Genomic DNA, 24,641 nt, shown 5'->3' with positions numbered 1-24,641 from the left:
CCCGCGCGCACCCGCCTTCCAACAAGAGGATCCCATGCCCACCCCGTTTCATCGTGTCTACCTGGAAAGCGCCGGCTACTTCATGCCGGGCAGCCCCGTGTCCAACGAGGAAATGGACCGCTATATCGCGCCGTTGAATCGTATCTCCGGCCGCATCAAGCAGCGCATCCTGGCCGAGAACGGCATCAAGCAACGCTATTACGCCATCGATGCCGACGGCGCCACCACGCTCACCAACGCGCAGCTGGCTGTCGGCGCCATCCGCGACTGCCTGCGGCGCAATGAAATCCTCCTGGACGACATATCGCTGCTGGCCAGCGGGTCCTCGGGCGGCGACGCCCTGATGCCCGGCTTCGCCAACATGATCCAGGGCGAACTGGCCGCGCCGCCCATGGAAACCCTGTCCGTGCATGGCATCTGCGCGGCGGGCGTGGCGGCGATCCAGGCGGCAGCGCAGGCGGTCGAGCTGGGTGGGCACGCCAGCGCCCTGGCCGTGGCCAGCGAAATGCCCTCGCGCCTGTTCAAGCGCTCGCGCTTCGCGGCGCGCGGCTACGACGCCGACTTCGACGCCCACTTCCTGCGCTGGATGCTGTCCGACGGCGCGGGCGCCGTGGTGCTGGGCCAGGGCCGCCGCGCGCTGCCCGGCGCCTCGCGGGGCGTGCGCCTGCGACTTAAATGGGTGCACCAGCGCGCATTCTCCGGCGACTATCCGGTGTGCATGCAGCTGGGCCTGTCCGCGGACCGCGCCCGCGGGCACCTGGATTATCCATCCTGGACCGACGCCGAAGCCGACGGCGCGCTGTCGCTGCGCCAGGACATCCGGCTGCTGCCGCACCTGTTCGACATCGGCATCCACGAATATGCCGGATTGGTGCGCGACGGCTGGGTGGATCCGCGACGCATCCACCATTTCCTGTGCCACTACTCGTCCGAGAAGTTCATCCCGGTGGTGGAGGACCTGCTGGAGAAGGCCGGCCTGGCGATCGCCCGCGAGCGCTGGTTCAGCAACCTGGCCTGGCGCGGCAATACCGGCGCGGCATCCATTCTCATCATGCTGGCTGAATTCCTGGAGACGCGGGAAATCCGGCCGGGCGAGCAGCTACTCTGCTACATCCCCGAGTCGGGCCGCTTCACCACGGCGTATATGTTGTGGGAGGCCGAGGCGGCGGACGGCGCGGCGCCGGCCGCCGGCGGCGGCGCGGGCAAGGGAACAAGCAGCGACGGCGCGCCCAGCGTCGCGTCCTGCAAGGCGGCAAGCAGCACGGCCGCCGACGATATCGCCCCGCCGCACGATCCCGATACGGCCCCCGGGAGCCTGGGCCCGCTGCTGACCGAGCTGGCGTCGATCTGGCACGACTACCGGTCGCGCGTGTGGCGCACGCCCGTCATCCGCCACTTGCGCAACCGCCGCTTCCAGGCCGCCGACTACGTGAACTGGATGGCGAACTGGATTCCCCAGGTGCGCGAGGGCAGCAAGTGGATGCGCGAGGGCGCCGCCTCGCTGGGTCCCGCGTGGCAACCGTTGGCCGCCCTCATCGATACGCACGCGGGCGAGGAACAGAACGACTTCAAGATTCTTTTCGAGGACTACCGCAAGGCGGGCGGCGCCGTCGAGGACATCGACGCCCTGCGCCGCAATCCCGGTGGCGAGGCGCTCAACGCCTATCTGCACAGCCTGGCCGGCACCCGCGATCCCATCGGCCTGCTGGGCGCCATCTACATCATCGAGGGCACGGGCCAGCGCATCGTGCCGGCCCTGCTGCCGCTGCTCAAGGCCAGCCTGTCCTTGCCGCCGGATGCTTTCCGCTTCCTTGAATACCATGGCCAGAATGACGAGCACCATCTGGCGCGCTGGCTCGCCGCGGTGGAACTGGCGCTGGATTGCGACGAGGACGGCAATGCCGGGCGGCGCATCGTGGATACGGCGCGCCGGACGGCGGCGTTGTACCTGATGCAGTTCCAGCACGTAATGGAGGCAACCGCGGAAACAACTACGGACACGGACACGAACACGGGCAGCCCCGAAAAGGACGATGCGGCATGAATCAGGAACCCGAATTCCTGGCGCGGGCCCATGACCCCGCCGACCCCAATCCCTGGCTGGCCCTGTACCTGGACCGCAGCACGCCCTTGCCCGACAAGGTGAAAAAGGCCTGGCTGACCGACTCGAGCAGCCGCTCGCGCCAGTACCTGCTGCCTTTCCTGCGGCCACTGGCGCGCGCCTTCATCATCCTGATCCAGGTGGTGAAGACCTTCCTGCCCAGGCGCTGGTCCCATTCGCGGCTGCTGCATCGCATCCTGGCGTGGGGCCTGGAGCGCTTCGTCTCCCCCGAGGCCAATTGGCTCATCCTGCGGCACTTCCACCTGGGCGCGCAGATCCTGGCCTTCATCGCCGCCAACTCGCCGGTGCCGGTCACGACCTCGCCGCTGGAGCCGCGCAAGATCGAAGACCTGAAGGACGATCTTTTCGTCAAGCACGACCTCAATCTCTTCAACTTCGTCATCCGCCTGAACCAGGCGCTGCGCGACGCGGGTATGGACATGCACGCGCCGGCGCGCGTGGACTACTCGATGATCCGCGATCCGGGCTTGCGGCTGGAAGACCTGCCGCACAAGCCGCTGAACTTCCTCGACCTGCAAAGCGCGATCGAGCTGTTCACGCCGCTGTACCAGTTGATGCTGACCGACAACGACTTCTGGCGCGCCGCCAATTCCCTGCAACTGGACGAGACCATAGGCATCTACGCCGCCAAGCTGCTGGGCGCGCCCCAGCACCTGATCCTGGTCAACAACAATCATCCGCTGGTGCCCATGTCCACGTTGCGGGCAGGCTACCGGCTGGTGCTCCATGGGCTGTCCACCGAAATGCTGCACAGCCTGCTGATGGAACTGAAGGCCGCCCAGGAGGGCGGCACGCCGCCGGCGCCCATCGCGTGACGGGGGCGCCGGACGGCTTGCTTCAGGCCGCCTTGGCCGGCACCAGCAGCACCGGGCACGTCGACAGGCGCAGGAACGCCTCGGCGACGCTGCCCAGCATCATGCGCTGGAAGCCGCGGCGGCCATGGGTGCCGAGCACCACGAGGTCGACGCCCTCTTCCTCCGCCGTTTCCTGCAGCTGCTGCGCGATGGTCTGGGTGATGCCTTCCTTGTCGATGAACCGGGCATTGCCCCGCACGCCCGCGGCCTGCAGGCGCTGGTTGGCGGTCGCCACCACCTTGTTGGCCTCCTCGATCATGGCGTCGCGAAACGGTGTCACGTCGTAGACGGCCGCGGTGTAATAGGCGCTGGAGTATTCGACGACATAGACCGGCACCACTTCCGCGTTTTCCTTGCTGCCCAGGTGCAGGGCATGTTCGAAGGCGGCCTGGGCCACGTCGCTGCCATCGAGGGCAACCAGAATTTTGCGATACATGAAAAGCTCTCCTAGGATCGACGTTGATGTGTCCATGATCAGGCGCACGCCGCTTGAACGCCATGACCCCGGTCAAGAAAAGGGCCCTCCACGCCGTGCAGCTTACGCCGCTTGCTGCGCCCTCCCCGCACTGTACCCTGGCGGGCGGCGACCCGCACGCCGTTTGAGCCACGTCAATATGCCGCCAGCCCCCCACGCCTACGATCCGGGCTGGGATTTCATGATCATTGCTGGGGTTGCCCATGTTCAAACGCATCGCCGTCCACCTCGATGACGACGCCGCGTGCACGCGCCGCGTGCGGGCCGCGGCACAGGCCGCCCGTGACCACGCGGCCACCCTGGTCGGCATCTATACCAGCTACCTGCCGCCGCAGTACGCCTACGACGAGGGCATCGTCCCGGACGATGTCTATGCGGTGCTGCAACGCCGCCTCACGGACAATCGCAACGCCGCCCGCGAACGCCTGCAACAGGCGGCGCGCGAGGCCGGCGTGCCGGTCTTGTGGCGCGCTCCCGAAGGCTCGCCGGCGGAGGCGCTGGCCCGCCATGCGCGCACCTGCGACCTGCTGGTCCTGGGCCAGTCCGGCGAGGACGACCCGGAGAGCGTGGTCACCCCGTATTTCACCGAGTCCGTCATCATGACGCTGGGGCGGCCGGTCCTGATCATTCCCGCGACCGGCGACCTGCCGCCGCTCGGCCACAACATCCTGTTCTGCTGGGACCAGGGGCGCGAGGCCGCGCGTGCGCTGAGCGATGCCGATCCCGTGCTGCGCCGGGCCAACGAGGTGCTGGCGCTGTCGGTGACCTCGCGCCCCGTCGCCCCGGCCGCCCGCGACGACCTGCTCGACTATTTCTCCGCGCACGGCTACCCCATCCCCCAGCGACTGGTACGCGACGGCCACCAGAGCGACGTCGGCCGCATCATCCTGGAATGCGCGGACGAGCGTGGAGCCGACCTCGTCATCATGGGCGCCTACGGCCACCACCGCTTGCGCGAATGGGTCATGGGGGGCGCGTGCAGCGCCGTGCTGCGGGCCGCGACCGTGCCCGTGCTGCTGTCTCATTGACCGGCGGGACGTATACTTGGGCACGCTTCCCATCCCTACGCCATGCCTCCGGTCCTGCCGTCGCTCCTGCTCGCCCTAGCCTGCATCGCCGTGGGCTTTCTTGCCGCGCGCCTGCGACAGCGCCGCGGCGCGGGGGCGGACAAGCCCGCCTCGCCCGCGCCCGGCGAGGCCCGCCTCTACGGCATCATCCAGTCGGCCATGGAAGCCATCATTACGGTGGATGCCTCGCAGACCATCGTCATCTTCAATCCCGCCGCCGAGCGGATTTTCCTGTGCCCGGCCACCGAAGCCATCGGCACGTCGCTCAACCGCTTCATTCCGCAGCGCTTCCGCCATACGCACCCGCGGGACCTGGCCCGCTTCGGCCGGACCGGAGTATCGGAGCGGCAGATGGGCGGCGACCGCAAGGTCACCGGCCTGCGCGCCAACGGCGAGGAATTCCCGCTGGAGGCGTCCATTTCGCAATGGGAAGACGAGCACGGCAAGCTCTACACCGTGCAGTTGCGCGATGTCACCGAGCGGGAAAGGGCCAACCAGGAACTCGAGGCCTCGCGCAACGAACTGACACGGCTGTCGACCGCCATCCAGAACATCCGCGAAGAAGAGAAAGCCCACATCGCGCGCGAACTGCACGACGACCTCGGGCAAAGCCTCACGGCCATGAAGATGGGCCTGTCGCTGCTGGAAGGCATGCTGCCGGCCGATGCCACGCCGGCGCGCGCGCAGGCGGCGTCGCTGCATGCCCTGATCAATGCCACCGTGGGCTCGGTGCGACGGATCGCCTCCAGCTTGCGGCCCGTCATGTTGGATGACCTCGGACTTTTCGCGGCGGTCGAATGGCTGGCCCAGGACTTCAACGAGCGCTACGCTATCGAGACAGATGTTCATATCAGCGGCGAACAGATAGAGTTGGGGCATGCGCTCACCACCGCGGTTTTCCGCATCGTCCAGGAAGCCTTTACCAACACGGCGCGGCACGCGGGCGCCAGCCGGATTTCCCTGCGCCTGGAATGCGACCCGCAATCCTGTCGCCTCGACATCCGCGATAACGGCGTCGGTGCCACGCCCACGCAAATGGCCAAGGTGGAGTCCTTCGGCTTGCTAGGCATTCGTGAGCGCGTGCGCCTGCTGGGCGGGACGCTCAGCGTGCATAGCGAGCCGGCGCAGGGATTTCACCTGGTCGCCACCCTACCCATCACCACCGACACCGTCGAAGAGACATCATGACGCGCATCCTGCTGGCCGACGACCACACCCTGGTCCGTGAGGGATTGAAACAGATCCTGGGCATGGCCGACGGCCTGACGGTCAAGGGCGAGGCAGCCAACGGGGCCGAGGCCCTGGCGCTGTTACGCCAGGGCGAGTGGGACATGCTGCTGCTGGACCTGTCCATGCCGGGCCGCAGTGGCGTCGAACTGATCCGCCAGATCAAGGATGAATTTCCGCGCCTGCCCATCCTGGTGCTGACCATGCATGGGGAACAGCAATATGCGGTGCGCGCGTTGAAGGCCGGCGCATCGGGGTACCTGACCAAGGAAAGCGCCGCGGCCGAGCTGGTGGCGGCAGTGCGCAAGGTAGCCTCGGGCGGCGTCTACCTGAACATGGACATCGCCGAAAAAATCGCGCGCGACTTCCAGCCCGAGGGTGCGGCGCTGCCCCACCAACAGCTGTCCGACCGGGAATACTCGGTCTTCCGCCACCTGGCGATGGGCCGCACCATCGGCGAGATCGCCACCCTGCTGTGCATCAGCGGCAAGACCATCAGCACCTACAAGACACGCATCCAGCAAAAGATGCGGATCAACAACCAGGCCGAACTGATCCACTACGCCATCAAGCACCGGCTATTGGACGAGACCGGCGAGGGCTTCGAGTAGCCTCCTCCGGCGGCTGTTGCGCAAGCCCCGGCCGGAAGTGGGTACGATAGCTGACCCATACCAGCAGCGTGACGGTGATACCCGTGGCGGCGAAACCCAGGGCAACGCCCCAGAACGCCGCGCCGTGGTTGAGGATGTAGCCGGACAGCATCAGCCCCAGCGGCAGGCCGTAGACCGCCATGGATCGCAGGCCGATCACGCTGCCGCGCACGGCGGGCGAGACCTTGCCCAGCAGGAAGGCCGCCATGGGGATCATGCAGAGATTCTGCGCGACGCCGGCCAGGTAGATGGACGCGAAGACGAACGGCAGCGAGCGGCTCGCGGCGAAGATCACGATCAGCACATGCCAGGCGATGCTGGAGCACAGCATCGTCACCGCGGGATTCGGCAGGCGCAGGCGCGACAGCAGAATGGACGACGTGATGCTGCCCGTCGCCGTGACGGCGATCAAGGTTCCCAGCCCATACTCGTCCATGCCGAAGCGCTCCTTGGCGACATAAGGCAGCAGGCCCGTGACGAAGGGATAGGCCGAGAAATTGACCAGGAATGCCATGATCATCGTGGCGGTCTGCGCCGGCGCCCCGCGTACGGAGCGCAGCGCCGCCCCGAACTGCCCCAGGACCGTGCAGCCTGCCCCGTGCGGGGCGACGCGCGCCATGCGCAGCCGATACGTGAAGAACGCCGCCACGACATAGAGGGCCACCACGATGACATAGGCCCATGCCAGGCCCAGCGTGGCCATCAGCGCCGCGCCCGCCAGCGCCCCGCCCATCCGCGCCAGGTCGGTCGTCATCCGCGACAGTCCGATGGCGGGCAGGATCAGGTATCCCGGGACGATGCCGCTGGTCACGACGTTGCGCATGCCGATGTCCGAAGGCCGGACCAGGCCGCTAAGCGTGGCGAAACCCAGCGCCAACCAAGGCGTCAGCCAGCGCATGTGGGCGAAGACCAGCAGCATGACGGCGACGACGGCATAGAACATCCGCATCGCCAGCATGGTGTTGCGCTGGCCGTGGCGGTCGCTCAGCACGCCCAGCAAGGGCGACAACAACGTGCCCAGGTACTGGAGCGACGCGATGGCCGCCATGAGCACCACCGACCCCGTCTCGGTCAGGACATACCAAGCCAGGGCCAGCGTTTCGATCTCGAAGGCGCAGGACGTGCACAGGTCCGAGACCCACTGCCTGCGGTAGTTCTGGATGGCGAACGGCCGGACAGCCGGTTCGGACAAAGGGGGAACGGCGGCCGTCACGTCGTGCCCCGGTCGGGCCATCGGCAAACATCGTCAGGAATCGTTCCAGGAGCCCCTCTCGCCATTCTTCCCACGCTCGTCTCCCCAAGCAGGACGTGACGCTGGACGGGTCCCGGCGGCGATCGCCACGGGGAGCCGCCCGCTCGCTCTCTTGGCGGCCATGTTAACCACACATGGCTATTTGACGCCACCCCGTGACGCCTCCCCGCCATCCGTCCGTCCCCCGATGGCAGGCGGCGGAGCGCTGCCTGCCATCGGGGCCAGCCCGGGCAACGCCGAAATGGCGGCGCTGCACACCATCACCGAGCCACGCTTCCCTGGCCCTATTTGCAAGGAAAGATGAATGTCACCCCGCTGTCACGCGGTCCCCCGAACATCGACCGGCATCCACGGCAGGAGCTGACATGCGTCCAGGCACCATCAACGACATCCTGCGGCGCTTCGCCGCGACCGGCAGCGAACGCCGGCATACACGGACACTGGTCGCCTCGGGCGACTGGCGCCGCGCGGACGACGACACGACGCGTTGCGCTGCCTTCGACGCCCGGGTCAAGCGCGAGTCCGGACTGGCCGAGGCCGTGCGCGGCACCAACGATTTCCAGCCGGCGGCCTTCCTGCCCGAGGGCGCCGCCGCCCGGCGCGCGGTCGCCCGCGTGGTCCTGCAAACGCCCACGGCGTCGATATCGGGCACCGGCTTCCTCATCAGCCCCACGCTGTTCATCACCAACCAGCACGTCGTCGCCGACGCCCATGCCGCGGGCCTGGCCACGCTGGTCTTCGATGACGAACTGGACGAACGGGGCCTGCCCCGCCCTCGCACCATTTTCCGGCTGGCGCCCGGGCGCTGCGCATTGTTCTCTGACGAACAGGACCTCGACTATGCCTTGGTCGCCCTGGGCGAGCGCGTGCAGGGCGACGCGACCTTGGTTGAACTGGGCTACTGCCCCATCAGCTTCACGCCGGACCGCCACCGCAAGGGCATGAGCGTCAACATCATCCAGCATCCGGAAGGCATGCCCAAGACCATCGCCATCCGGAACAACCTGCTGACCGCGCGCACCGACACGCGGCTGCTCTACGAAACCGATACGGACTTCGGATCATCGGGCGCGCCCGTCTATAACGATCAATGGGACGTCATCGCCTTGCATCACTATGGCGCGCCATCGGCGTCGGCGCAACGCGCGCCCGCCGCCGGCGATGCGCAGGTCCCCAATGCCAATGCGGATGCGGATGCGGATGCGGATCTCGGCGTAGCCCAGGTTAACGAGGGCATCCGCATCAGCAGCATCTATCAAGACCTGCAGTCCCGCTTGCCGGGGTTGGACGCCGCCGCGGCCGCGCTGGTTCGCGACGCACTGGACCGATGGGTGGATCCGTCGCCGGCGGCGGGTCGGCAGCTGGAGCACAGGGCGCCCACGACCGCCAGCGGCGAAGCGCGTGTCGCCGCCAGCGAAACGCCTGGCGCGGGGCCTGACTCCGCCCTGGCCTTACCGCTGTCGGTGACGGTAACCCTGGGCGGCACCGCGATGGCGTCCGCCACGCCCGCAGCGGCATCCGCCGTCGCGCTCATGCCGGCGTTCCCTCGTGCCACGGAAACCGCCCCTGCCCAGGCGGGTCCCGCCAGCGCGCCACGGCCTGCGGCAAGAACACTCAAACATGGAGAGTACGGCGGCCTGCGCGAGCGTATCGGCATCGATACCGACTACGGCAATCGCAACGGCTTCAGCGGCAGGTTCATCCCTGGCCTGAAACTGGACCTCGGCAAGATCGCCGCGCCCCGCAAGTCCATCCTCGCACCTCTCCAGGAAAGCGCCGCGGACGGCGCGCCAGGCGAATTGCGCTACCAGAACTTCAGCGTCCTGGTGCACAAGACCCGCCGCCTGGCCTTGTTCACCGCCACCAATATCGACGGCGCAAGCTGGCTGGCAATCGACCGCAAGACGGGGCAGCCCGCCACCGTGCCGACGGAGGGCGATGCCTGGTACGACGACCCGCGCATCCATCCGTCCTATACCGTCGGCCAGGCTTTCTATTCCGGCTGGAGCCATCTGTTCGACCGCGGCCACCTGACCCGCCGCGAGGATCCCACCTGGGGCAAGTTTGCCGCGCGTGCCAATGCCGACACCTTCCATTTCACGAACTGCACGCCGCAGCACTGGCAGTTCAACGAGTCCCTTGAATACTGGCAAGGCATCGAACGCTACGTCCTCGAAAAAGGCATCTTCGACAGTGGCCGAGACAAGCCAGTGACGGTGCTGCAAGGCCCGGTCTTCGATGACATCAACGACCTGTGGGCGGACGACGTGCAGGTGCCCTCGGCTTTCTGGAAAATCGTCGTCTGGAAGGGCGCCGGCGGCCTCAAGGCCGTGGCGATGATCGCGGACCAGAGCGCCTTGTTCTCGCGGCAAAGGCATGGCTCGGCGCCAGCACCCAAGGACACGCCGGTGGACGTGTTGCAATGGCGCGCATCCATACCCACCATCGAAAGCCGGACGGGCCTGGACTTGGGGCCGCTGCGTGCCTACGATACCGCGGGCGCCGACCTGCCCGTCGTCGGCGAGGTGCTGATGCCCATCACGCGCTGGGAAGATATTCCGCTGGAATAGGCAGGCCGACATCGATACGACGATGGCTCGAACCGCTTGCAGGATAGCCGTGACCGCGCAGTTGGCGTTACCGCGCGGGCGACCACCGATACAGCGTGGAGAGGGCCCGCATCCGCGTGCAGGCCCCGATGCCAGGCCATGGAACGGGGCCGCGCCCGCCGGTCAGGCCTTGTTGAAGCGGGCCAGGAACGATTGCGTGGCGGCCTGCGCGGGATTGTCGATGACCTGTCCGGCAGGGCCGGACTCGACCACGACGCCGTCGCGCATGAATATCACCTCGTCGGCAACCTCGCGCGCGAATGCGATTTCGTGGGTCACGAGGATCATGGTCATGCCGTCCTCGGCCAGCGCCTTGATCACCGCCAGCACCTCGCCGACCAGTTCCGGATCCAGGGCCGACGTCGCCTCGTCGAACAGCATGACGGACGGCCGCAGCGCCAGGGCTCGCGCGATCGCCACGCGTTGCTTCTGGCCGCCGGACAGCATGTCGGGATAGGCATTGGCCTTCTCCGCCAGCCCGACGCGCGTCAGCAGCTCCATCGCGAGCGCGTGCGCGCGCGCCTTCGGCACCTTCTGCACCGTCACCGGACCTTCCATGACGTTCTGGACCGTCGTCATGTGCGGAAACAGGTTGAAGTGCTGGAACACCATGCCCGTGGTGGCGCGATAGCTCGCAAGGTCCTTCTCGTGCATGCGGCGGCCCTCGCCGCTGTCGAAGTCCATGCTGCGTTCGCCGACCCTGATCCTGCCGCCATCGGGCATGGTCAGCAGGTTGATGCAGCGCAGCAGCGTCGACTTGCCCGAACCGGACGGACCGATCATCGCCACCACGGCGCCCTTGCGCACCCGCAGCGAGATGTCCTTCAGCACCACGTGGTCGCCGAAGCGCTTGCTGAGGTTATTGATCTCTATCATCGGCGCGCTCATGATGCATTCCTGTCCTGTTTGGCCAGGCGATTTTCGATGCGCTTGGACCACAGCGTGGCCGGGAACAGCACGATGAAATAGCAGATGGCGGTGATGGTGTAGAGCTCCAGCGGGCGATACGAATCATGCGCGGCCGACTGGGCCTGGTACAAGAGATCCGGCACGGCGATGACCGACAGCAGCGAAGTGTTCTTCAACTGCATGATCGACTGGCTCATCAACGGCGGCACCATGCGCCGGAAGGCCTGCGGCAGGATGATGCGCCGCATGACCTGCTTGGTGCGCATGCCCATGGCCAGGCCGGCTTCCGTCTGCCCCCAGTCCACGCCAAGGATGCCCGCGCGCACGATCTCCGAGTAGAACGCGCCGCCGTAAAGGGTGAGCGACAATGCCGCCGCGGAGGTGGGCGACATCTCGATATTCGTCAGGATGGGCAGCGCGTAGTAGAACCAGATCAGTTGCACCAGCACTGGCGTGCAGCGAAAGATTTCCACATAGGCGCGCAGGATGCCCGCGATGAAGCGCGGCGCGCGCACGCGACCGATGCCGACGACCAGGCCCACGGCCAGGCCCGCCACGACCACGATGACCGTGTACACCACGGTATAGGCCAGGCCACTGAGCAAAAGCTTGTGATAGACCCAGATGGCGCCAAAGTCCCACTGATACACAACCACTCCTTGAAATTCTGCGCGATGCCCGCTCGCCCGCCGGGGAGGGCGGAGGGCGGGCGGGCCGGGACGATAGTCCCTGCCGGGGTCCTAGAACGTGGCTTCCTTGGGGAACAGCTTGGGATCGACGCCAGCCAGCTTCTGCATGTTGTCGACGATGGTCTGCTTGATCGCGCCCTTGGACCGTTCGGTGGTCAACCATTGGTTGACGTATGCGGTAAAGGCCTGGTCGGGCTCCTTCTGCACGCCGATGGAGGTCGGCGCCGTCGCGGCCGGCGTCGGGATCACCAGGTGGCCCAGCTGCGGCGACTTCGACAGCACGGTCACGGCCAGCAGGATCACCAGCACTTGCGCATCCACGCGTCCCGTCTGCAAGGCAAGCGTCGCATCGCCGGACGTCTCGAAGCGGTGCAGGGCCGCCTTGGTCAGCGTCTGCGTGGCGAAGGTGTCCTGGTTGGAGCCCTGGTCGACCGACAGGCGCACTTCCGGTTTGTTGACGTCCTCCCAGGTCTTGGGATCGAAGCTCTTCTTGGCGACCAGCGTGAACGTGTTCTGGAACAGGGGGTCCGTGAAACCCACGGTCTTCTTGCGCTGCTCGGTGGGCGCCAGGCCGAACATGCAGTCGATCTTGTTCGATTGCAGGTCCAGCACGGCGTTGCCCCACGTGGTGTCGATGGCTTGCAGCTTGACGCCCATGGACTCGGCCAGGTGATTGGCGAAATCGACGCAGAAACCTTGCCACTGGCCGGTCGCCACGGACTTGACGTAGTAAGGCGCCGCGCCGGCGATGAAGCCCGTGCGCAGGACCTTGGTGCGCTTCACGCGCTCCATGGTCGATTCGTTCTGGGCGAAGGCCGGCATGGAAATCATCGAACCGAGGCCGAACGCGCACGTGGCCGAAACAAAACTTCTGCGTGTAATCACGGCAGTCTCCTGAGTACATGACAGCGCCTGATGCGCTTCGGACTGCCCGGCCCCGCGTGGCCGAGCTTGTCCACCGGGAGGAATTCTAATCGCGCCCATCTCCCTCCCTGGATGGGAGATACGCGAATCCGTCGGTTTTTTGTACGTTATCGGCGGGAATGTGGGGGATGCTTATTTTTGAGCGGGCATCAATGCGGGCAAACCCTGAAACGGTGGACGCGTCCCCTGCCTTGGACCGACTGTTGGGCTGGCACGCGCTTGGCAGGCGCGGCGCGGCCGGCATCAGGCCGACTGGAGCCGGATGGCGTCGATGAACCACCGCAGCATGCCCACGACGTCGAAAACGGGCAAGCCGGTCGCCCGGCGGACCGCTGCCGCGAAAGGCGGCATGTTGGTGCATTCGAACACGATGGCGCCCACGTCGGGATGGCGGGCCGCCAGCTCGCGCGCCGCGGCCACCATCTCCCGCTCCAGGATGGCGAAATCGGCTTCCCCGGGCTGCGCGCGGTCCGTGAAGACGCGCCGGAACAGGCTGTCCTCCGGCATGCCCAGGACCGGCGTCGTGCTGTCCACGCCGACGGCGGCCAGGTGAGCCGCGGTCAGGGCCCCCTGGTTGATGGTCAGTATGCCCACGCGCTTGCCGGCCGGCAGCATGCGTTCAACCGTCGGAACCTGCAATAGCGAACTGGTCGCCACCGGCACCGGCAGCCTGGCGCTCAATTCCCGCTGGAACAAGGCGAGGAAACCGCAGCTGGTCGTGATGCCGCGCACGCCCAGGGCGATCAGTTCCTGCGCCGCGTCCACGAAGGGGTCGAGCAGGCCGCGGCCCTGGTCCTCGATCACCCGCGCCGGCGTCGCGCCGCGCACGATCTTGAATTGCAGCGGCACGGACCAGGTGGCGGCATTGCCGATCTCGCCCGGGAAGCGCACGAAACGGGTGTCGAGCATGAGGACGCCCAGCGTAAGGCCATGAACGACCGGAGATGCGTGGTTCGTATCGTGCGTCATGATGGGCAGTCCTCGTCGATGCGGGGTGGGCCAAGGTCCTCGGCGGCCGCCAGGGCCGTGACGGACACGGGTCGCAGGGGCCAACGGGGGATGGCGCCGTCGATATCCGCCAGCGTAATCCTTTCCGTCCCGGCGCCGGCCGCCATGCCCGCCGCGTGCGCGCAGTAGCGGCCTTGGCACAGGCCCATGCCGACACGGCCGACCAGCCGGATCTCGCGCGCCGAGCGCAGGTCTTTCTTTGCCAGGGCGCGGCGGGTGACGCCTTCGCAGCGGCAGATGACGGCGTCCGGGGCCGGGGGCATGGCGTCTGGCGTTGTAGCGGCTGGCGGGGACGGGGCGGGCTCGGGGCCCGATGTCGATGTCGATGTCGATGTCGATGTGCTTGCCGGCTCGAACAAGCGCCAGATCGACTTCTGGAACAAGGCTGCGGCGCCACCGGGAGCCTCCCCGGCGGATGCCGCCGCCTGGGCGCCGGACGCAACGGACCCGGCCGCCGCGCCCTGCCCCGCCAGGCGGCTCATGACGCCGGCGGCCACGCGGCGTCCTTCGGTCAACGCCGCATCCGCGCCCAGGACCTGGTTGCAATCGCCGGCCCTGGCGATGACGATGCCGTGCATATCGCCGGCCGGTATGCCGCGATCGTTGCATGCCAGGCCGCCATGCAGCACCAGCAGATCAACGTCATAGTCCCGCCCCTTGCCGCACCGATCCCGCGTCCATACCCGCAGCGACCCACCCACATGAGCCCCATCTACCGCCTCCGCCGGTGCGACCGCCGTAACGGCCGTTCCCGTCAAGTACGGCACGCGCGCCGCGCGCAGGCGGCGGAAATACCCGGCGGCTTCCAGCAACTGCCTGGGCCCGGCCGCCAGCCCCGCCACCGCCCCGGGACTTGTCCACAGGTTGCGAAATAACGCGGCTGCTTCCAGCACGGCTACCGGGGCATTCCCCATGGCCGCCAGCTGCGCGCCCAGGGCCAGCGGTAGCGGGCCGTTGCCCGCCACCAGGATACGGCCTCGCGGCGCCTGTCCGCTCTCCTTCAACTGCACCTGCAGGCCGCCTGCCGTCACCACGCCGGGCAATTCCCAGCCGGGCACATGCGGCGCGCGTTCGGTGGCGCCCATCGCGAAGATGACGGCCCGGGGCCGCACCAGCATCACCCTGCCCGCGGCGCGGCTGTCGATCATGCAGACGCCATCGCCGTCGATGCCCAGGAAGACCGCCGAGGTCAATAAGCGGATGCGGTCGGACAGTCCCGCCATGTCGCGCTGCAAGGCGGCCCAATGCTTCTTGTGCCGCGCCGGCATCGGCACCGCGCTCGGACCACCGTCGTAGGCGGCGCGATGGATGGCGCCGCCGGGGTGGGGACGCTGCTCGACCAGCAGGACCCGCGCCCCGCGTGTCGCGGCCTCGATCGCCGCGCTGACGCCGGCCGGGCCGGCGCCCACCACTAGAAGTTCATAAGACGTGGACATACAGGCGCCCTCTCATCAACAAATCCGGGACAAGGGCGTCCTGCTGCCCCCCATCCGCAACCCGCAAGACAAGACCATCGCGACGCCCTCAGAACGCGCCGGGCGTGACCACGGCATCGGGCCGGGCCAAGGTCAGGCAGGACTCGACCGCCGCACCGCCGTCGACCGACACCAGGCATCCCTGGCATTGCCCGATGCCGCAGAAATAACGGGCCTGCTGCCCGCCCGCGGCCGGCCCGAAATCCTTGACCCAGGCGCGCCGCAAGGCCAACGCCAGCGTCTCCCCATCGCGAAAGGAAACGGGACGCCCGTTCCAATAAAACTGGCTCATGGCTGCCCTCCCATGACCGCGGAATCGAACCCCGCGACGAAACGGGCGGGCGCCAGCGCCTCGATATCCAGGCTACAGGACGCTCCCGCCACGATCCGCGCCGCCAGCTTGCCCATCAGGGGGCCAAGGCAGATCCCATCGCCTTCGAAACCGGTGGCGATGGTCAGCCCCGCTATCGCGGGATGCCGGCCGACGATGGGCAGGCCGTCCACGCTGGCCGTGCGTACCCCCGAAAACGTGCGGATGACGCGCCGGCGCGCCAGCGGCGGATAGGCATCCAGGGCCTCGCGCAAGATGGTGGAAACGTGCCGCACCGTGGTCTCCCGGTCCGCCTGGCCTTCTTCCCGCGTCCCGCCGATGAGCAGCTGGCCGGTATTCAAGGGATCGATGACCAGGCTCACCGGATTGCGCCGGGACGCATCCGCGCTGCGCTTGGCGGCCAGGTAGGCCGCCGACATCAACGGCCCGGCGAAGGCCGGGACGTTATCGGCGGCCCGGTCCGTGATGATGATCTGCCCCTTGCGCGGCACCAGGATCTCTCCCAGTCCGGCCAGGGCTGTCGATCCCAGTCCGGCGGCGACCAGGACGGCATCGCCGGAGAGCGCGCCGGCATCGGTTTCGACACCGGTGGCGCGCCCGCCGTCGACCTTGATGCCGCGCACCGCCGCATGGCGGACCACGCGCGCCCCGGATTGCTTGAGCAGGCGGTCGACGATCTGGTAGCCCAGGGCATGGCCGTCCTGCGGCACGGCCAGCGCCCCCACGATGGCGGGCGACACGCCCGGCACGCAGCGGCCGAACTCGGCGCCGGTCAGGTTTTCAACGCGCACGCCGGCGCTTTCCAGGTCGCGGCCATGCAGGGCCATGAGCTCGGCTTCCGCCTCGGTACGCGCGAACAGGAAGGTGGGGCGTTGCTGGAACAGGCCTTCCAGCAAGCCATCGCGGGTCAGCTCGACATAGAGGTCGCGCGCGTGGCGGGCGATATTCATCAGGAAGCCCGGCTTCTTGCTACCCACCGAAACCAGGCCATCGGACGCGCCGGAGGCGCCGGCCGCGGGCGTGCTGGCGTCCAGCACTGTCACCGCGCAACCCGCCTGGCGCAGAAAATACGCGGCCGATGCGCCGACGATGCCCGCGCCTACGACCAGGACATGCGAACTTGCCCCTGCGGGCGCCGCCCCTGCTTTCATGATTCAAGAACCTTGTCTCGGCACAGGGGCCAGCCAGCCGGGGCCATCCCGGCGCCGGGCATCCGGACCGTGCAAAGTCGGTGATTTTATCGCCGGACCGGCGGTGCGTGCAGGCGCGACCACGGCCCCCGCGGACCCATGCCCGCATCGCGGCTCCCAGCCGGGCCTGGCGGCCCGTCCCGGCCGCGCGGTCCTTGCCTACTCCATCTTTATATTGGCCGACTTGATGACCTTTTCCCACTTCTCGCTCTCGGCCAGCGTATAGCGGGCGAAGTCCTCCGGCGAACTCGTGATGATCTCGAAGCCCACGTCGGTAAGCGTCTTCCTGCGCTGAGGATCCGCCAGGACCGTCTTGCTGTCGGCGGCTATCTTGCGGACGATTTCCGGCGACGTGCCCTTGACGGCGAACAGGCCGAACCAGACATCGGTCTCGAATCCGGGGTAACCCGACTCCGCGACGGTCGGGACGGCCGGCAACAGCGGATGCCGGTGATAGCTCGTCACGGCCAGCGTGCGCAGCTTGCCCGCGCGCGTATGCGGCAAGGTCGTCATGATCACATCGAACATCGAATCGAGGCGCCCTGCGAGCAAGTCGTTCATGGCCAGCGCCGAGCCCTTGTAGGGAACGCCCAGCATCTTGATGCCCGCGTGCGACATCAGCAATTCCATCGTCATGTGCGGCGTCGCGCCCACGCCGCCGCCGAACGTCAGGGCGCCCGGATGGGACTTCGCGTAGGCGACCAGTTCACCCAGGGACTGAAACGGCGACGACGCGGGAACGGAAAGCAATTGTGCGATCGCCACGAGCTCCGTCACAGGAACGAAGTCCCGTTGCGCGTCATAGGGCAGCCTGGCGAACAGGTGCGGCACCACCGCCTGCGTGGTCTGGGTCCCGAACAGCAGCGTGTACCCATCGGGTTTGGACTCGGCCACGATGCGCGAACCGATGATGCCGCTGGCCCCGTCACGGTTCTCGACGATGACGGGCTGCTTCCACAGCCGGCCCAGGCCCTCCGCAAGCGTCCTGGCCACCTGGTCGGTCGAGCCGCCCGCCGAGAACGGAACGATCATTCTTATGGGCCGGTCAGGGTATGTACCCTCGGCCCGGGCCGGCGCGCCGCCGATGAATGCCATCGTCAAGACCGCGGCCGCACAGGCGGCCAGCCGGCGCGATGCCGCATGCAATCTGCTCATGATGAGTTCCCTTGTATTGGTCGTTTTATGTCCGGACATCGAACCGGCCGCACGCCGGTTCGATGGGTACAAACCATGCTGCTAGGTCTTTCGTTCGCCCTCGATCAATCCCAGCGCGGCTTCTGTCAGTGCGTCGCCATGAAATCTTCGCGCATAGGCGACAGTCACAAGACCGTCCTCGATATCTTCCGCCAGCGCCTCCGGCGATCTCTCCATGGGATCGCCGAATCCCGCACCACCAGGCGTTTCCATCCTTATCGTGTCGCCGCCCGCAAGGATCAGGTGCCTCACCTTGGAGCCCAGCACCTGTTCGTCGGGACGGCCGGCATTGCGCAGCAGTCGGCCGAGCCCTCCCTCTCCGCCGCCCTCGGCGCCGGCCGCGCCGCGAATGTGGCTGTCCGACCGGGCCGAGAAAATCGTACCGTCCCGCAGCGCGCGCACCTCGCGGACGATGCCCAGCCCGCCACGGTGGCGCCCGGCGCCGGCGGAATCCACCGCAAGCCCGTAGTGCTCGACCCGCAACGGGCATTCGTGCTCCATGATCTCGGTCGGCAGGTTGCGGGAATTGGTGATGTGCACATGAATCCCATCCATGCCATCCCCGCCATCGCGCGCGCCGCCACCGCCGCCCAAGGTCTCGCCGCTCAGGTAGATGGATCCATCGTCTGGCCGGACGCCGGAAAACGAGATCGTCGGCATCGTATCGACGCCCGAGGCGATCGCGCGGTCCCTGGGCACCAGGCCCACGAATGCGCCGATGATCGCGCCCGCCAGGCGCTGGCAGGTAATCGTGCGCGCCCCGCATGCGCCAGGGGGACGCGGATTGACAATGGACCCCTCGGGCGCCTTGATCGCGATGGCCCGGGCCATTCCACTATTCGCCATCAGGTCCGGGTCCAGCATCGCCTTCACGCAGTAATAGACCGTGGCGCGCAAGGCGCTATCGGAGACATTGAGCGCACCGCCCGATTGCGGGCCGGAACCCTCCAGGTCGACGACCAGGGTCTCACCATCCCGATGGATCGTCGCCGTCAGCGGCACCGGACCGCCTTGGCCGCTGCCATCGTCATCCAGCCATGTCGTGAACGTGCTGCGCCGGGACGGCAATGCGGCCACCCGGCGTCGCGCGCGCTGTAGCGTATAGGCCAGCACGCCATCGACGGCGTCCTCGAATTTTTCCACGCCGCCCATGCGTTCGACCAGGCTGGCGATGGCGCCCGCGCCTTTCTCGTTGGTAGCGATCTGCACGTGCAGGTCCAGCGTGCGTTCTTCGGGCAGGCGCGAATTCAGCGCGATCATCGCGATCAGGTCGTCGTCGACCCGCCGCCGCCGGGCCACGCGCATGATGGGAATGCGCAGACCTTCTTCATAGATGGTGCGCGCGGCGGCGGCGGTGGAACCGGGCACCGCGCCGCCGACATCCGAATGATGGCCGATATTGGCGGCGAAGGCGACCAGCCGGTCGGCCGCGAACACCGGGGTAATGACGGAAATGTCAGGCAGGTGCGTGCCTCCCGCCACGTAGGGATCGTTGCACAGGTACACGTCGCCGTCATGGATGTCCGCCAGCTGCCATCGTGACAGCACGGCCTCCACGGATCCCATCAGGGACCCGAGATGTACCGGTATGTGGGTCCCTTGCGCGATCAGGCGTCCGGCCCGGTCGAACATGCCGACGGAGAAATCCCGGCGTTCCTTGATCTGCGGCGAGAACGAGGCCCGCATGATATTGCTGGCCATGGATTCCGTGATGGCCAGCAAGCGGTTGGTGAAGACTTCGACGGCGATGGGATCGAAATCCCGCGCGTCCGGGTGACCTTGATGAGCGTTCATGATGGATGTCCAAGGTGATCGTTTCAGATACGAATCCGAATGTTGCCCGCGCGGTCTATCGCGGCAAGCTGGCCAGGCAGGACCACGGTGGTCGAGCTCATCTCCTCGATGATCACGGGCCCCGCGAGCTCCACGCCGCAACCCAGCGATTCCCGGTGATAGACCCGGGTGCTGGTCCAGCCCGCTTCCTGTCCAAAATAGACGTCGCGCTCATGCCAGACCGGCGCCGTCCCCGCGGGCGTCCACGCCGTGGCGCCGCCCTTTGCCACCAGGCCCACGGCCTGCAGGCGGCAATTGACGATTTCGATCGGACGGCCCGGATGATCGTGTCCGTGCTGGGCTTTGTGCGCGCGATGGAAAGCGTCGACAAACCCGGCTAGCGTCCTGTCCCCGCCGGGCTGCAGGGCCACCCGGATATCGTGGGTCTGCCCGCGATAACGGCTGTCGACATGAAAATGGAATTGCCGTTGCGCCTGGGGAACACGCTCCTGCTCCAGCCAGGCATCCCCCTCCTGGCGCATCTTGTCCAAGACAGCCTGCAGGCGTTCCCAGGACTCTTCATTCAAGGGCGCCAACTGGGTGCGGACGAAATCTCGCGTGACGTCCGCCAACAGAATGCCTCGCGCGCACATCGTGCCCGGCTCGTGGGGAACCAGGACTTCGCCAATGCCGCACTCCCGCGCCACCTCGGCGGCATGCAGCGGCCCCGCGCCCCCGAAGGCGAACAGCGTGAAATCGGCCGGATCATGCCCATGCTCGGTAGAGACCGTGCGTATCGCGCGGCTCATGTTCGCGGTGGCAATGCGCAAGATGCCGTGCGCGGCCTCCGCCACGGACACGCCTATGGGACGCGCGATCAGCTCGTCGATGACCGCCGCGGCGGCCTCACGGTCGACTTCCATGCGCCCATCCAGCAAGGCCCGCGGATTCAAGCGCCCGAGCACGATGTTCGCATCGGTCAGGGTCGGCAGCCTGCCGCCCTTGCCGAATGCGACCGGCCCGGGAATGGCGCCCGCGCTCTCCGGCCCGACCTTGAGCGCGCCGACGTCGTCGAGCCGCGCGATGCTGCCGCCGCCTGCGCCCACGACATGGATATCGATCATGGGCATCTTCACCGGATAGCCCGCGACCAGCCGGTCCGAGGTACAGCCGGGCCGTCCTCCCGTGATGAGGGAAACGTCCGTACTGGTGCCCCCGACGTCGAACGTGATGATTTCCGTCAGGCCGGCTTCCACCCCGATGAGCGTCGAGCCGACGACGCCCGCCGCCGGTCCCGACAGGCAGGAAAGCACGGGCAGGCGCGCCACCGTCTTCAGGGGCATCAGCCCACCGTTCGAGTGGAAAGTCAACGGCTGAACAGTCAGTCCGATGCCTTCCAGCCGCGTGCGCAGCCGCTCAAGATAGTGATGCATGCGAGGCGCGACGTAGGCGTTCAGCACGGTCGTGGACGTGCGCTCGAACTCGCGGAACTCAGGCAGGACCTCGCAGGAGATGCTGACGTGCAAGCCAGGCGCGATGCGCTCCACGACACGGCGCGCCTGCGCTTCGTGATCGGAATTGCGGTATGAATGGAGAAAGGCGATTGCGATCGATTCCACGCCATCGGCCACCAGCTCGCGCACGCGCTGCTCCAATTCGGATTCATCCAGCGCGCGCAGGGGCTGCCCGGCCGCGTCGAGCCGCTCACCGACTTCGAGCCGGTGCCGGCGCCGCACGAGCGGCGCCGGCTTGTCGACGCCATGGTCGTACAGCGATGGGCGCGTCTGCCGCCCGATGGCCAGCACGTCGCGAAAGCCCCGCGTCGTCACCAGGCCGGTCTTGACACCACGGCGCTCGATCACCATGTTCGTGGCAACGGTCGTGCCATGGCCGAAGTACTCGACATCTCCCGGCATGACCGAAAACCGCGCCAGCATCTCGCGAGTCCCCTGGGCGATCGCCACGGAGGGGTCCTCCGGCGAAGACGGCACCTTGAAATAAGACAGTTTTCCCGTCCGTCCATCGGCCATCACAAAATCCGTGAAAGTGCCGCCCACATCGATGCCTATTCGAACCATGCTTTTCCCCGTAGCCTCATGCCCGTTGATCCATGTGCGTGCCAGCCGGGCCCGCGCGAAAACATGATGCCGCCCAGGCTTCTCCTTACACAACCACATAAAGCATAGGAGGCCGATAAGGGAATGTTATGCTGCGTCCGGATAGCCCTGCCGTGCCGGCGAGCTGCTACCAGCCCGCCGGCCATTCCCGACCCAGCCTTCACATCCCGCCAAGCCGGCGTTCCCCATGCAACTGAATCCCCGACAGCTAGAAGCATTTCGCAAAGTCATGGCAACCGGCAGCATGACGCTGGCCGCCGAGCTGTTGAAGATCAGCCAGCCCGCGGTAAGCCGCCTGATCCGGGATCTGGAAGCGACCGTTTCCGTTCGCCTGTTTCGCCGCGAAGGGAATCGGCTCATCCCCGGCGCCGAGGCGCGGCGGCTGTTCCAGGAGGTCGAACGTTTTTATCGCGGCTTGGAATCCGTGGAACGCGTCGCCCTGGACTTGAAATCGGCACGGATAGGGACGCTGAGGATTGCGTCGATCAGCGCATTGGGTCTGGACTTCATCAGCGAAGGCATACGCCAGTTCTCCGACACCCATCCGAATGTCCTGATTTCGCTGGACGTCTGCCCCTCGCAGGACGTCCTGGAACTGATAGGCGCCAACCAGGTGGACATCGGCTATATCGGCTTCATCAGCGCCGAATACCCTGGCGCCGATATCTATCCCCACCCCGACGTGGCCGCCGTCTGTGTGCTTCCGCGCGATCATCCGCTGGCGCGCAAGCGGGCGGTGCATATTACCGATCTGCAGGGACAGGCCTTGATTTCCCTGGGCGCCGACAGCCCATTGCGGATGCGCGTGGAGATGGCCCTGGAAGGCGCCGGCGTGACGCTGAACCGGACGATAGAAACGACCTATGCGCATTCGGCGTGCAGCATGGTCGCCGCGGGCCTGGGCATCACCATCGCCGACCCTTTCACCGCCGCCAACCTGCGCGACAGGCGGATCGCCTGCCGGCCGATCGTTCCGGCGATCGCCTACACGTTCTCCATGGTGCTACCGGCGCACCAACCGCGCTCCAAGGTCGTGGAGGACTTCATCCGCGCAATGAATGACCTGTTCCGCTCGGAATTGAGCAACTACCGGGTAGACGACCGAAATGGGCCTGGCACGCCCCCAGGACTCCGACCATCCCGCCGCCATGGCTGACACCTGCGCCACCCGGTTCGCCACCGCGCATAGGGGCGTCTGGCGTGCGCCGGTCCGCAGCCACGTCCGCTAGCCGAAACCCGCCGGCGTGTCCCTATGACAATTTTTTGATTGTCACGGACCACGCGATTAGCCTACGACGGCATCACGGCCATGGGTTTCCGACAGCGCCAGCCCGGCGCCGGACATGGCTCGTGCCATCCCTGCTGGAGCCCCGCGCCATGTCCCCGGACCCGTCCTTCCCGCGCAATCGCTGGCTGATCGTGATCGCCGGCGGCGTCATCATGGGCGCCGCGCTCGGCGTGCGTCACGTCCAGGGGCTGTTCCTGCAGCCCGTCATCGCCAGCCAGGACTGGTCGCGCGAGGACTTCGGCCTTGCCCTGGCGCTGCAGAACCTGGTGTGGGGCCTGGCGCAACCGCTGACCGGCATCGTCGCCGACCGCTATGGCTCCGCCAAGGTCCTGTTCACCGGCATGGTCGTCTATGCGCTGGGATTGTTCCTGATGACACAGGCGCAGCATCCGATGGCATTCGCATTGACCAACGGCGTCATGATCGGGGTCGCGCTGTCCGGCACCGCCTTCGGCGTCGTCTATGGTGCGTTGAGCCGCATCTTCGCGGGCCCGCAGCGGACCTGGGCGCTGGCCATCGCCGGTGCGCTGGGCGGGCTGGGGCAGTTCTGCATGGTCCCGGCAGCGCAGGCCCTGATACGGATATCGACCTGGCAGGGCGCGGCGCTGGTGTTGTGCATCGTCGCGCTGACGCTGGCGCCGCTGGCGGTTTTCCTGCGCGACGAACCGGCCGCGCAAGCGCCCGCTGCCGGGGGTGCCGCGGCCCCCACCATGACGATGACGCAGGCGATCAGCCTGGCCTTGCGGCATCGCGGCTTCTGGCTGCTGAACATCGGCTTCCTGGCATGCGGCTTCCAGCTGGCCTTCATCGCCGCGCACATGCCCGCCTACCTCACCGATCACGGCCTGACCGCCGGCCAGGCCGGCACGACGCTCGCGATCATCGCGCTCACCAATATCTTCGGCAATTACGCCTGCGCCCGGCTCGCGGGCCGCTGGCCGGCCAAGCACGTGCTGGGCGCGTTGTACCTGGCGCGCACGCTGGCGGTGGCTGCCTTCCTCGCCGCGCCGGTCACGGTCTGGAGCGCCTACCTGTTCTCGGCGGTGATGGGCCTGCTCTGGCTGGGCACCGTCCCGCTCACCAACGACGTGATCCTGAGGATATTCGGCGCGCGCTACATCGCGACCTTGTTCGGCTTCGTGTTCGTGGGCCACCAGATCGGCGGATTCCTGGGGGTATGGCTGGGGGGCGTGGTCTATGACGCCTATCGCTCGTACGATCCGCTCTGGCTGCTTTCCATCGTCATCGGCCTGCTGGCGGCGTGCGTGCACTGGCCCATCGACGACCGCCCCGTCGAATACGTGGCGCCGTTGACGAGGCAGGCCTCGTGATGCCGGCCCGGCCGACGCTATTGCGCGCCGCGGCCGTCATCGCTTGCACCGCGCTGTTGTGCTGCATCTTCATCGCGTGGCAGGACCCGTCCATCACGCTCGCGCTGATGGACGGCTTCTTTCTCTGCCATTGAGCACCGCGTGGCGCGGCGCAAG

21 protein-coding genes are annotated in these 24,641 nt (G+C 67.2%); 9 read left to right on the top strand and 12 right to left on the bottom strand.

Annotation, left to right across the window (positions count from 1 at the left end):
* The first annotated feature begins 34 nt into the window (after positions 1-34).
* Both C7R54_RS28505 and C7R54_RS28500 read left to right on the top strand, forming a co-directional pair.
* On the top strand, positions 35-2,044 hold the full coding sequence (locus tag C7R54_RS28505) for an iron-containing redox enzyme family protein (RefSeq protein WP_129154292.1): 2,010 nt from the start codon (positions 35-37) through the stop codon (positions 2,042-2,044).
* The gene (locus C7R54_RS28500) at positions 2,041-2,937 is read left to right on the top strand and encodes a DUF6999 family protein (RefSeq protein ID WP_129154291.1); all 897 of its coding nucleotides are present in this window, start codon (positions 2,041-2,043) and stop codon (positions 2,935-2,937) included. Before C7R54_RS28505 ends, C7R54_RS28500 begins: the two co-directional genes overlap by 4 nt.
* Positions 2,938-2,959: 22 nt before the next feature.
* On the opposite strand, the gene C7R54_RS28495 is transcribed toward C7R54_RS28500, so the two are convergent.
* A complete protein-coding gene (locus tag C7R54_RS28495) occupies positions 2,960-3,412 on the bottom strand; it encodes a universal stress protein (protein WP_158021295.1) in 453 nt (150 codons plus the stop codon).
* 242 nt (positions 3,413-3,654) lie between these two features.
* Here C7R54_RS28495 and C7R54_RS28490 point away from each other — a divergent pair, with 242 nt between their 5' ends.
* From C7R54_RS28490 to C7R54_RS28480, 3 genes are read left to right on the top strand one after another with little or no spacing between them, the layout of a single operon-like run.
* The gene (locus tag C7R54_RS28490; protein WP_129154289.1) at positions 3,655-4,479 is read left to right on the top strand and encodes a universal stress protein; all 825 of its coding nucleotides are present in this window, start codon (positions 3,655-3,657) and stop codon (positions 4,477-4,479) included.
* Positions 4,480-4,521: 42 nt separating this feature from the next.
* Positions 4,522-5,706 carry a PAS domain-containing sensor histidine kinase gene (locus C7R54_RS28485; RefSeq protein ID WP_129154288.1) on the top strand — a complete coding sequence of 395 codons (1,185 nt, stop codon included), beginning with the start codon at positions 4,522-4,524 and terminating at the stop codon, positions 5,704-5,706.
* Positions 5,703-6,356: a response regulator transcription factor gene (locus C7R54_RS28480; protein WP_129154287.1), complete on the top strand. Its 654-nt coding sequence runs from the start codon at positions 5,703-5,705 to the stop codon at positions 6,354-6,356. Before C7R54_RS28485 ends, C7R54_RS28480 begins: the two co-directional genes overlap by 4 nt.
* On the opposite strand, the gene C7R54_RS28475 is transcribed toward C7R54_RS28480, so the two are convergent.
* Positions 6,313-7,608 carry an MFS transporter gene (locus tag C7R54_RS28475; protein ID WP_158021294.1) on the bottom strand — a complete coding sequence of 432 codons (1,296 nt, stop codon included), beginning with the start codon at positions 7,606-7,608 and terminating at the stop codon, positions 6,313-6,315. The two genes, C7R54_RS28480 and C7R54_RS28475, sit on opposite strands and share 44 nt — an antisense overlap.
* A 404-nt stretch (positions 7,609-8,012) precedes the next feature.
* On the opposite strand from C7R54_RS28475, the gene C7R54_RS28470 reads away from it, so the two are divergent.
* Entirely contained in the window at positions 8,013-10,217 is a 2,205-nt protein-coding gene (locus tag C7R54_RS28470) for a DNA/RNA non-specific endonuclease (RefSeq protein WP_129154285.1), read from the top strand.
* Positions 10,218-10,379: 162 nt separating this feature from the next.
* Here the strand turns inward: C7R54_RS28470 and C7R54_RS28465 are convergent, their stop codons facing one another.
* The 10 genes from C7R54_RS28465 to C7R54_RS28420 form a co-directional block, all read right to left on the bottom strand.
* Complete coding sequence (locus C7R54_RS28465) at positions 10,380-11,144, bottom strand: amino acid ABC transporter ATP-binding protein (RefSeq protein WP_129154284.1); 765 nt, start codon at positions 11,142-11,144, stop codon at positions 10,380-10,382.
* Positions 11,141-11,815, bottom strand: a complete 675-nt coding sequence (locus tag C7R54_RS28460; protein WP_129154283.1) for an amino acid ABC transporter permease — start codon at positions 11,813-11,815, stop codon at positions 11,141-11,143. Before C7R54_RS28460 ends, C7R54_RS28465 begins: the two co-directional genes overlap by 4 nt.
* Positions 11,816-11,905: 90 nt before the next feature.
* Positions 11,906-12,739: a transporter substrate-binding domain-containing protein gene (locus tag C7R54_RS28455; RefSeq protein WP_240039766.1), complete on the bottom strand. Its 834-nt coding sequence runs from the start codon at positions 12,737-12,739 to the stop codon at positions 11,906-11,908.
* Positions 12,740-13,021: 282 nt separating this feature from the next.
* Positions 13,022-13,747, bottom strand: a complete 726-nt coding sequence (locus tag C7R54_RS28450) for an aspartate/glutamate racemase family protein (protein WP_129154281.1) — start codon at positions 13,745-13,747, stop codon at positions 13,022-13,024.
* Complete coding sequence (locus C7R54_RS28445; RefSeq protein ID WP_129154280.1) at positions 13,744-15,222, bottom strand: FAD-dependent oxidoreductase; 1,479 nt, start codon at positions 15,220-15,222, stop codon at positions 13,744-13,746. Before C7R54_RS28445 ends, C7R54_RS28450 begins: the two co-directional genes overlap by 4 nt.
* A gap of 88 nt (positions 15,223-15,310) precedes the next feature.
* The gene (locus C7R54_RS28440) at positions 15,311-15,553 is read right to left on the bottom strand and encodes a 2Fe-2S iron-sulfur cluster-binding protein (RefSeq protein ID WP_129154279.1); all 243 of its coding nucleotides are present in this window, start codon (positions 15,551-15,553) and stop codon (positions 15,311-15,313) included.
* On the bottom strand, positions 15,550-16,743 hold the full coding sequence (locus C7R54_RS28435) for an NAD(P)/FAD-dependent oxidoreductase (RefSeq protein ID WP_129154278.1): 1,194 nt from the start codon (positions 16,741-16,743) through the stop codon (positions 15,550-15,552). Before C7R54_RS28435 ends, C7R54_RS28440 begins: the two co-directional genes overlap by 4 nt.
* 198 nt (positions 16,744-16,941) lie before the next feature.
* Positions 16,942-17,937, bottom strand: a complete 996-nt coding sequence (locus tag C7R54_RS28430; protein ID WP_158021293.1) for a Bug family tripartite tricarboxylate transporter substrate binding protein — start codon at positions 17,935-17,937, stop codon at positions 16,942-16,944.
* 81 nt (positions 17,938-18,018) lie between these two features.
* Positions 18,019-19,770, bottom strand: coding sequence for a hydantoinase B/oxoprolinase family protein (locus C7R54_RS28425; protein WP_129154276.1), 1,752 nt, complete (start codon positions 19,768-19,770; stop codon positions 18,019-18,021).
* 23 nt (positions 19,771-19,793) lie between these two features.
* Positions 19,794-21,827, bottom strand: a complete 2,034-nt coding sequence (locus tag C7R54_RS28420; RefSeq protein ID WP_129154275.1) for a hydantoinase/oxoprolinase family protein — start codon at positions 21,825-21,827, stop codon at positions 19,794-19,796.
* Between the two features lie 226 nt (positions 21,828-22,053).
* On the opposite strand from C7R54_RS28420, the gene C7R54_RS28415 reads away from it, so the two are divergent.
* The 3 genes from C7R54_RS28415 (at position 22,054) to C7R54_RS28920 (ending at position 24,619) form a co-directional block, all read left to right on the top strand.
* A complete protein-coding gene (locus C7R54_RS28415; protein WP_129154274.1) occupies positions 22,054-23,022 on the top strand; it encodes a LysR substrate-binding domain-containing protein in 969 nt (322 codons plus the stop codon).
* Between the two features lie 221 nt (positions 23,023-23,243).
* A complete protein-coding gene (locus C7R54_RS28410) occupies positions 23,244-24,485 on the top strand; it encodes an MFS transporter (RefSeq protein WP_129154273.1) in 1,242 nt (413 codons plus the stop codon).
* Positions 24,482-24,619, top strand: a complete 138-nt coding sequence (locus C7R54_RS28920; RefSeq protein ID WP_158021292.1) for a hypothetical protein — start codon at positions 24,482-24,484, stop codon at positions 24,617-24,619. The genes C7R54_RS28410 and C7R54_RS28920 overlap by 4 nt, the downstream gene beginning before the upstream one ends.
* Positions 24,620-24,641 lie beyond the last annotated feature (22 nt).

It is taken from the genome of Achromobacter aloeverae (assembly GCF_004121055.1).
GTDB classification, from domain to species: Bacteria; Pseudomonadota; Gammaproteobacteria; order Burkholderiales; family Burkholderiaceae_B; genus Bordetella_C; species Bordetella_C aloeverae.
This window is presented reverse-complemented; position numbering and strand designations above follow the sequence as displayed.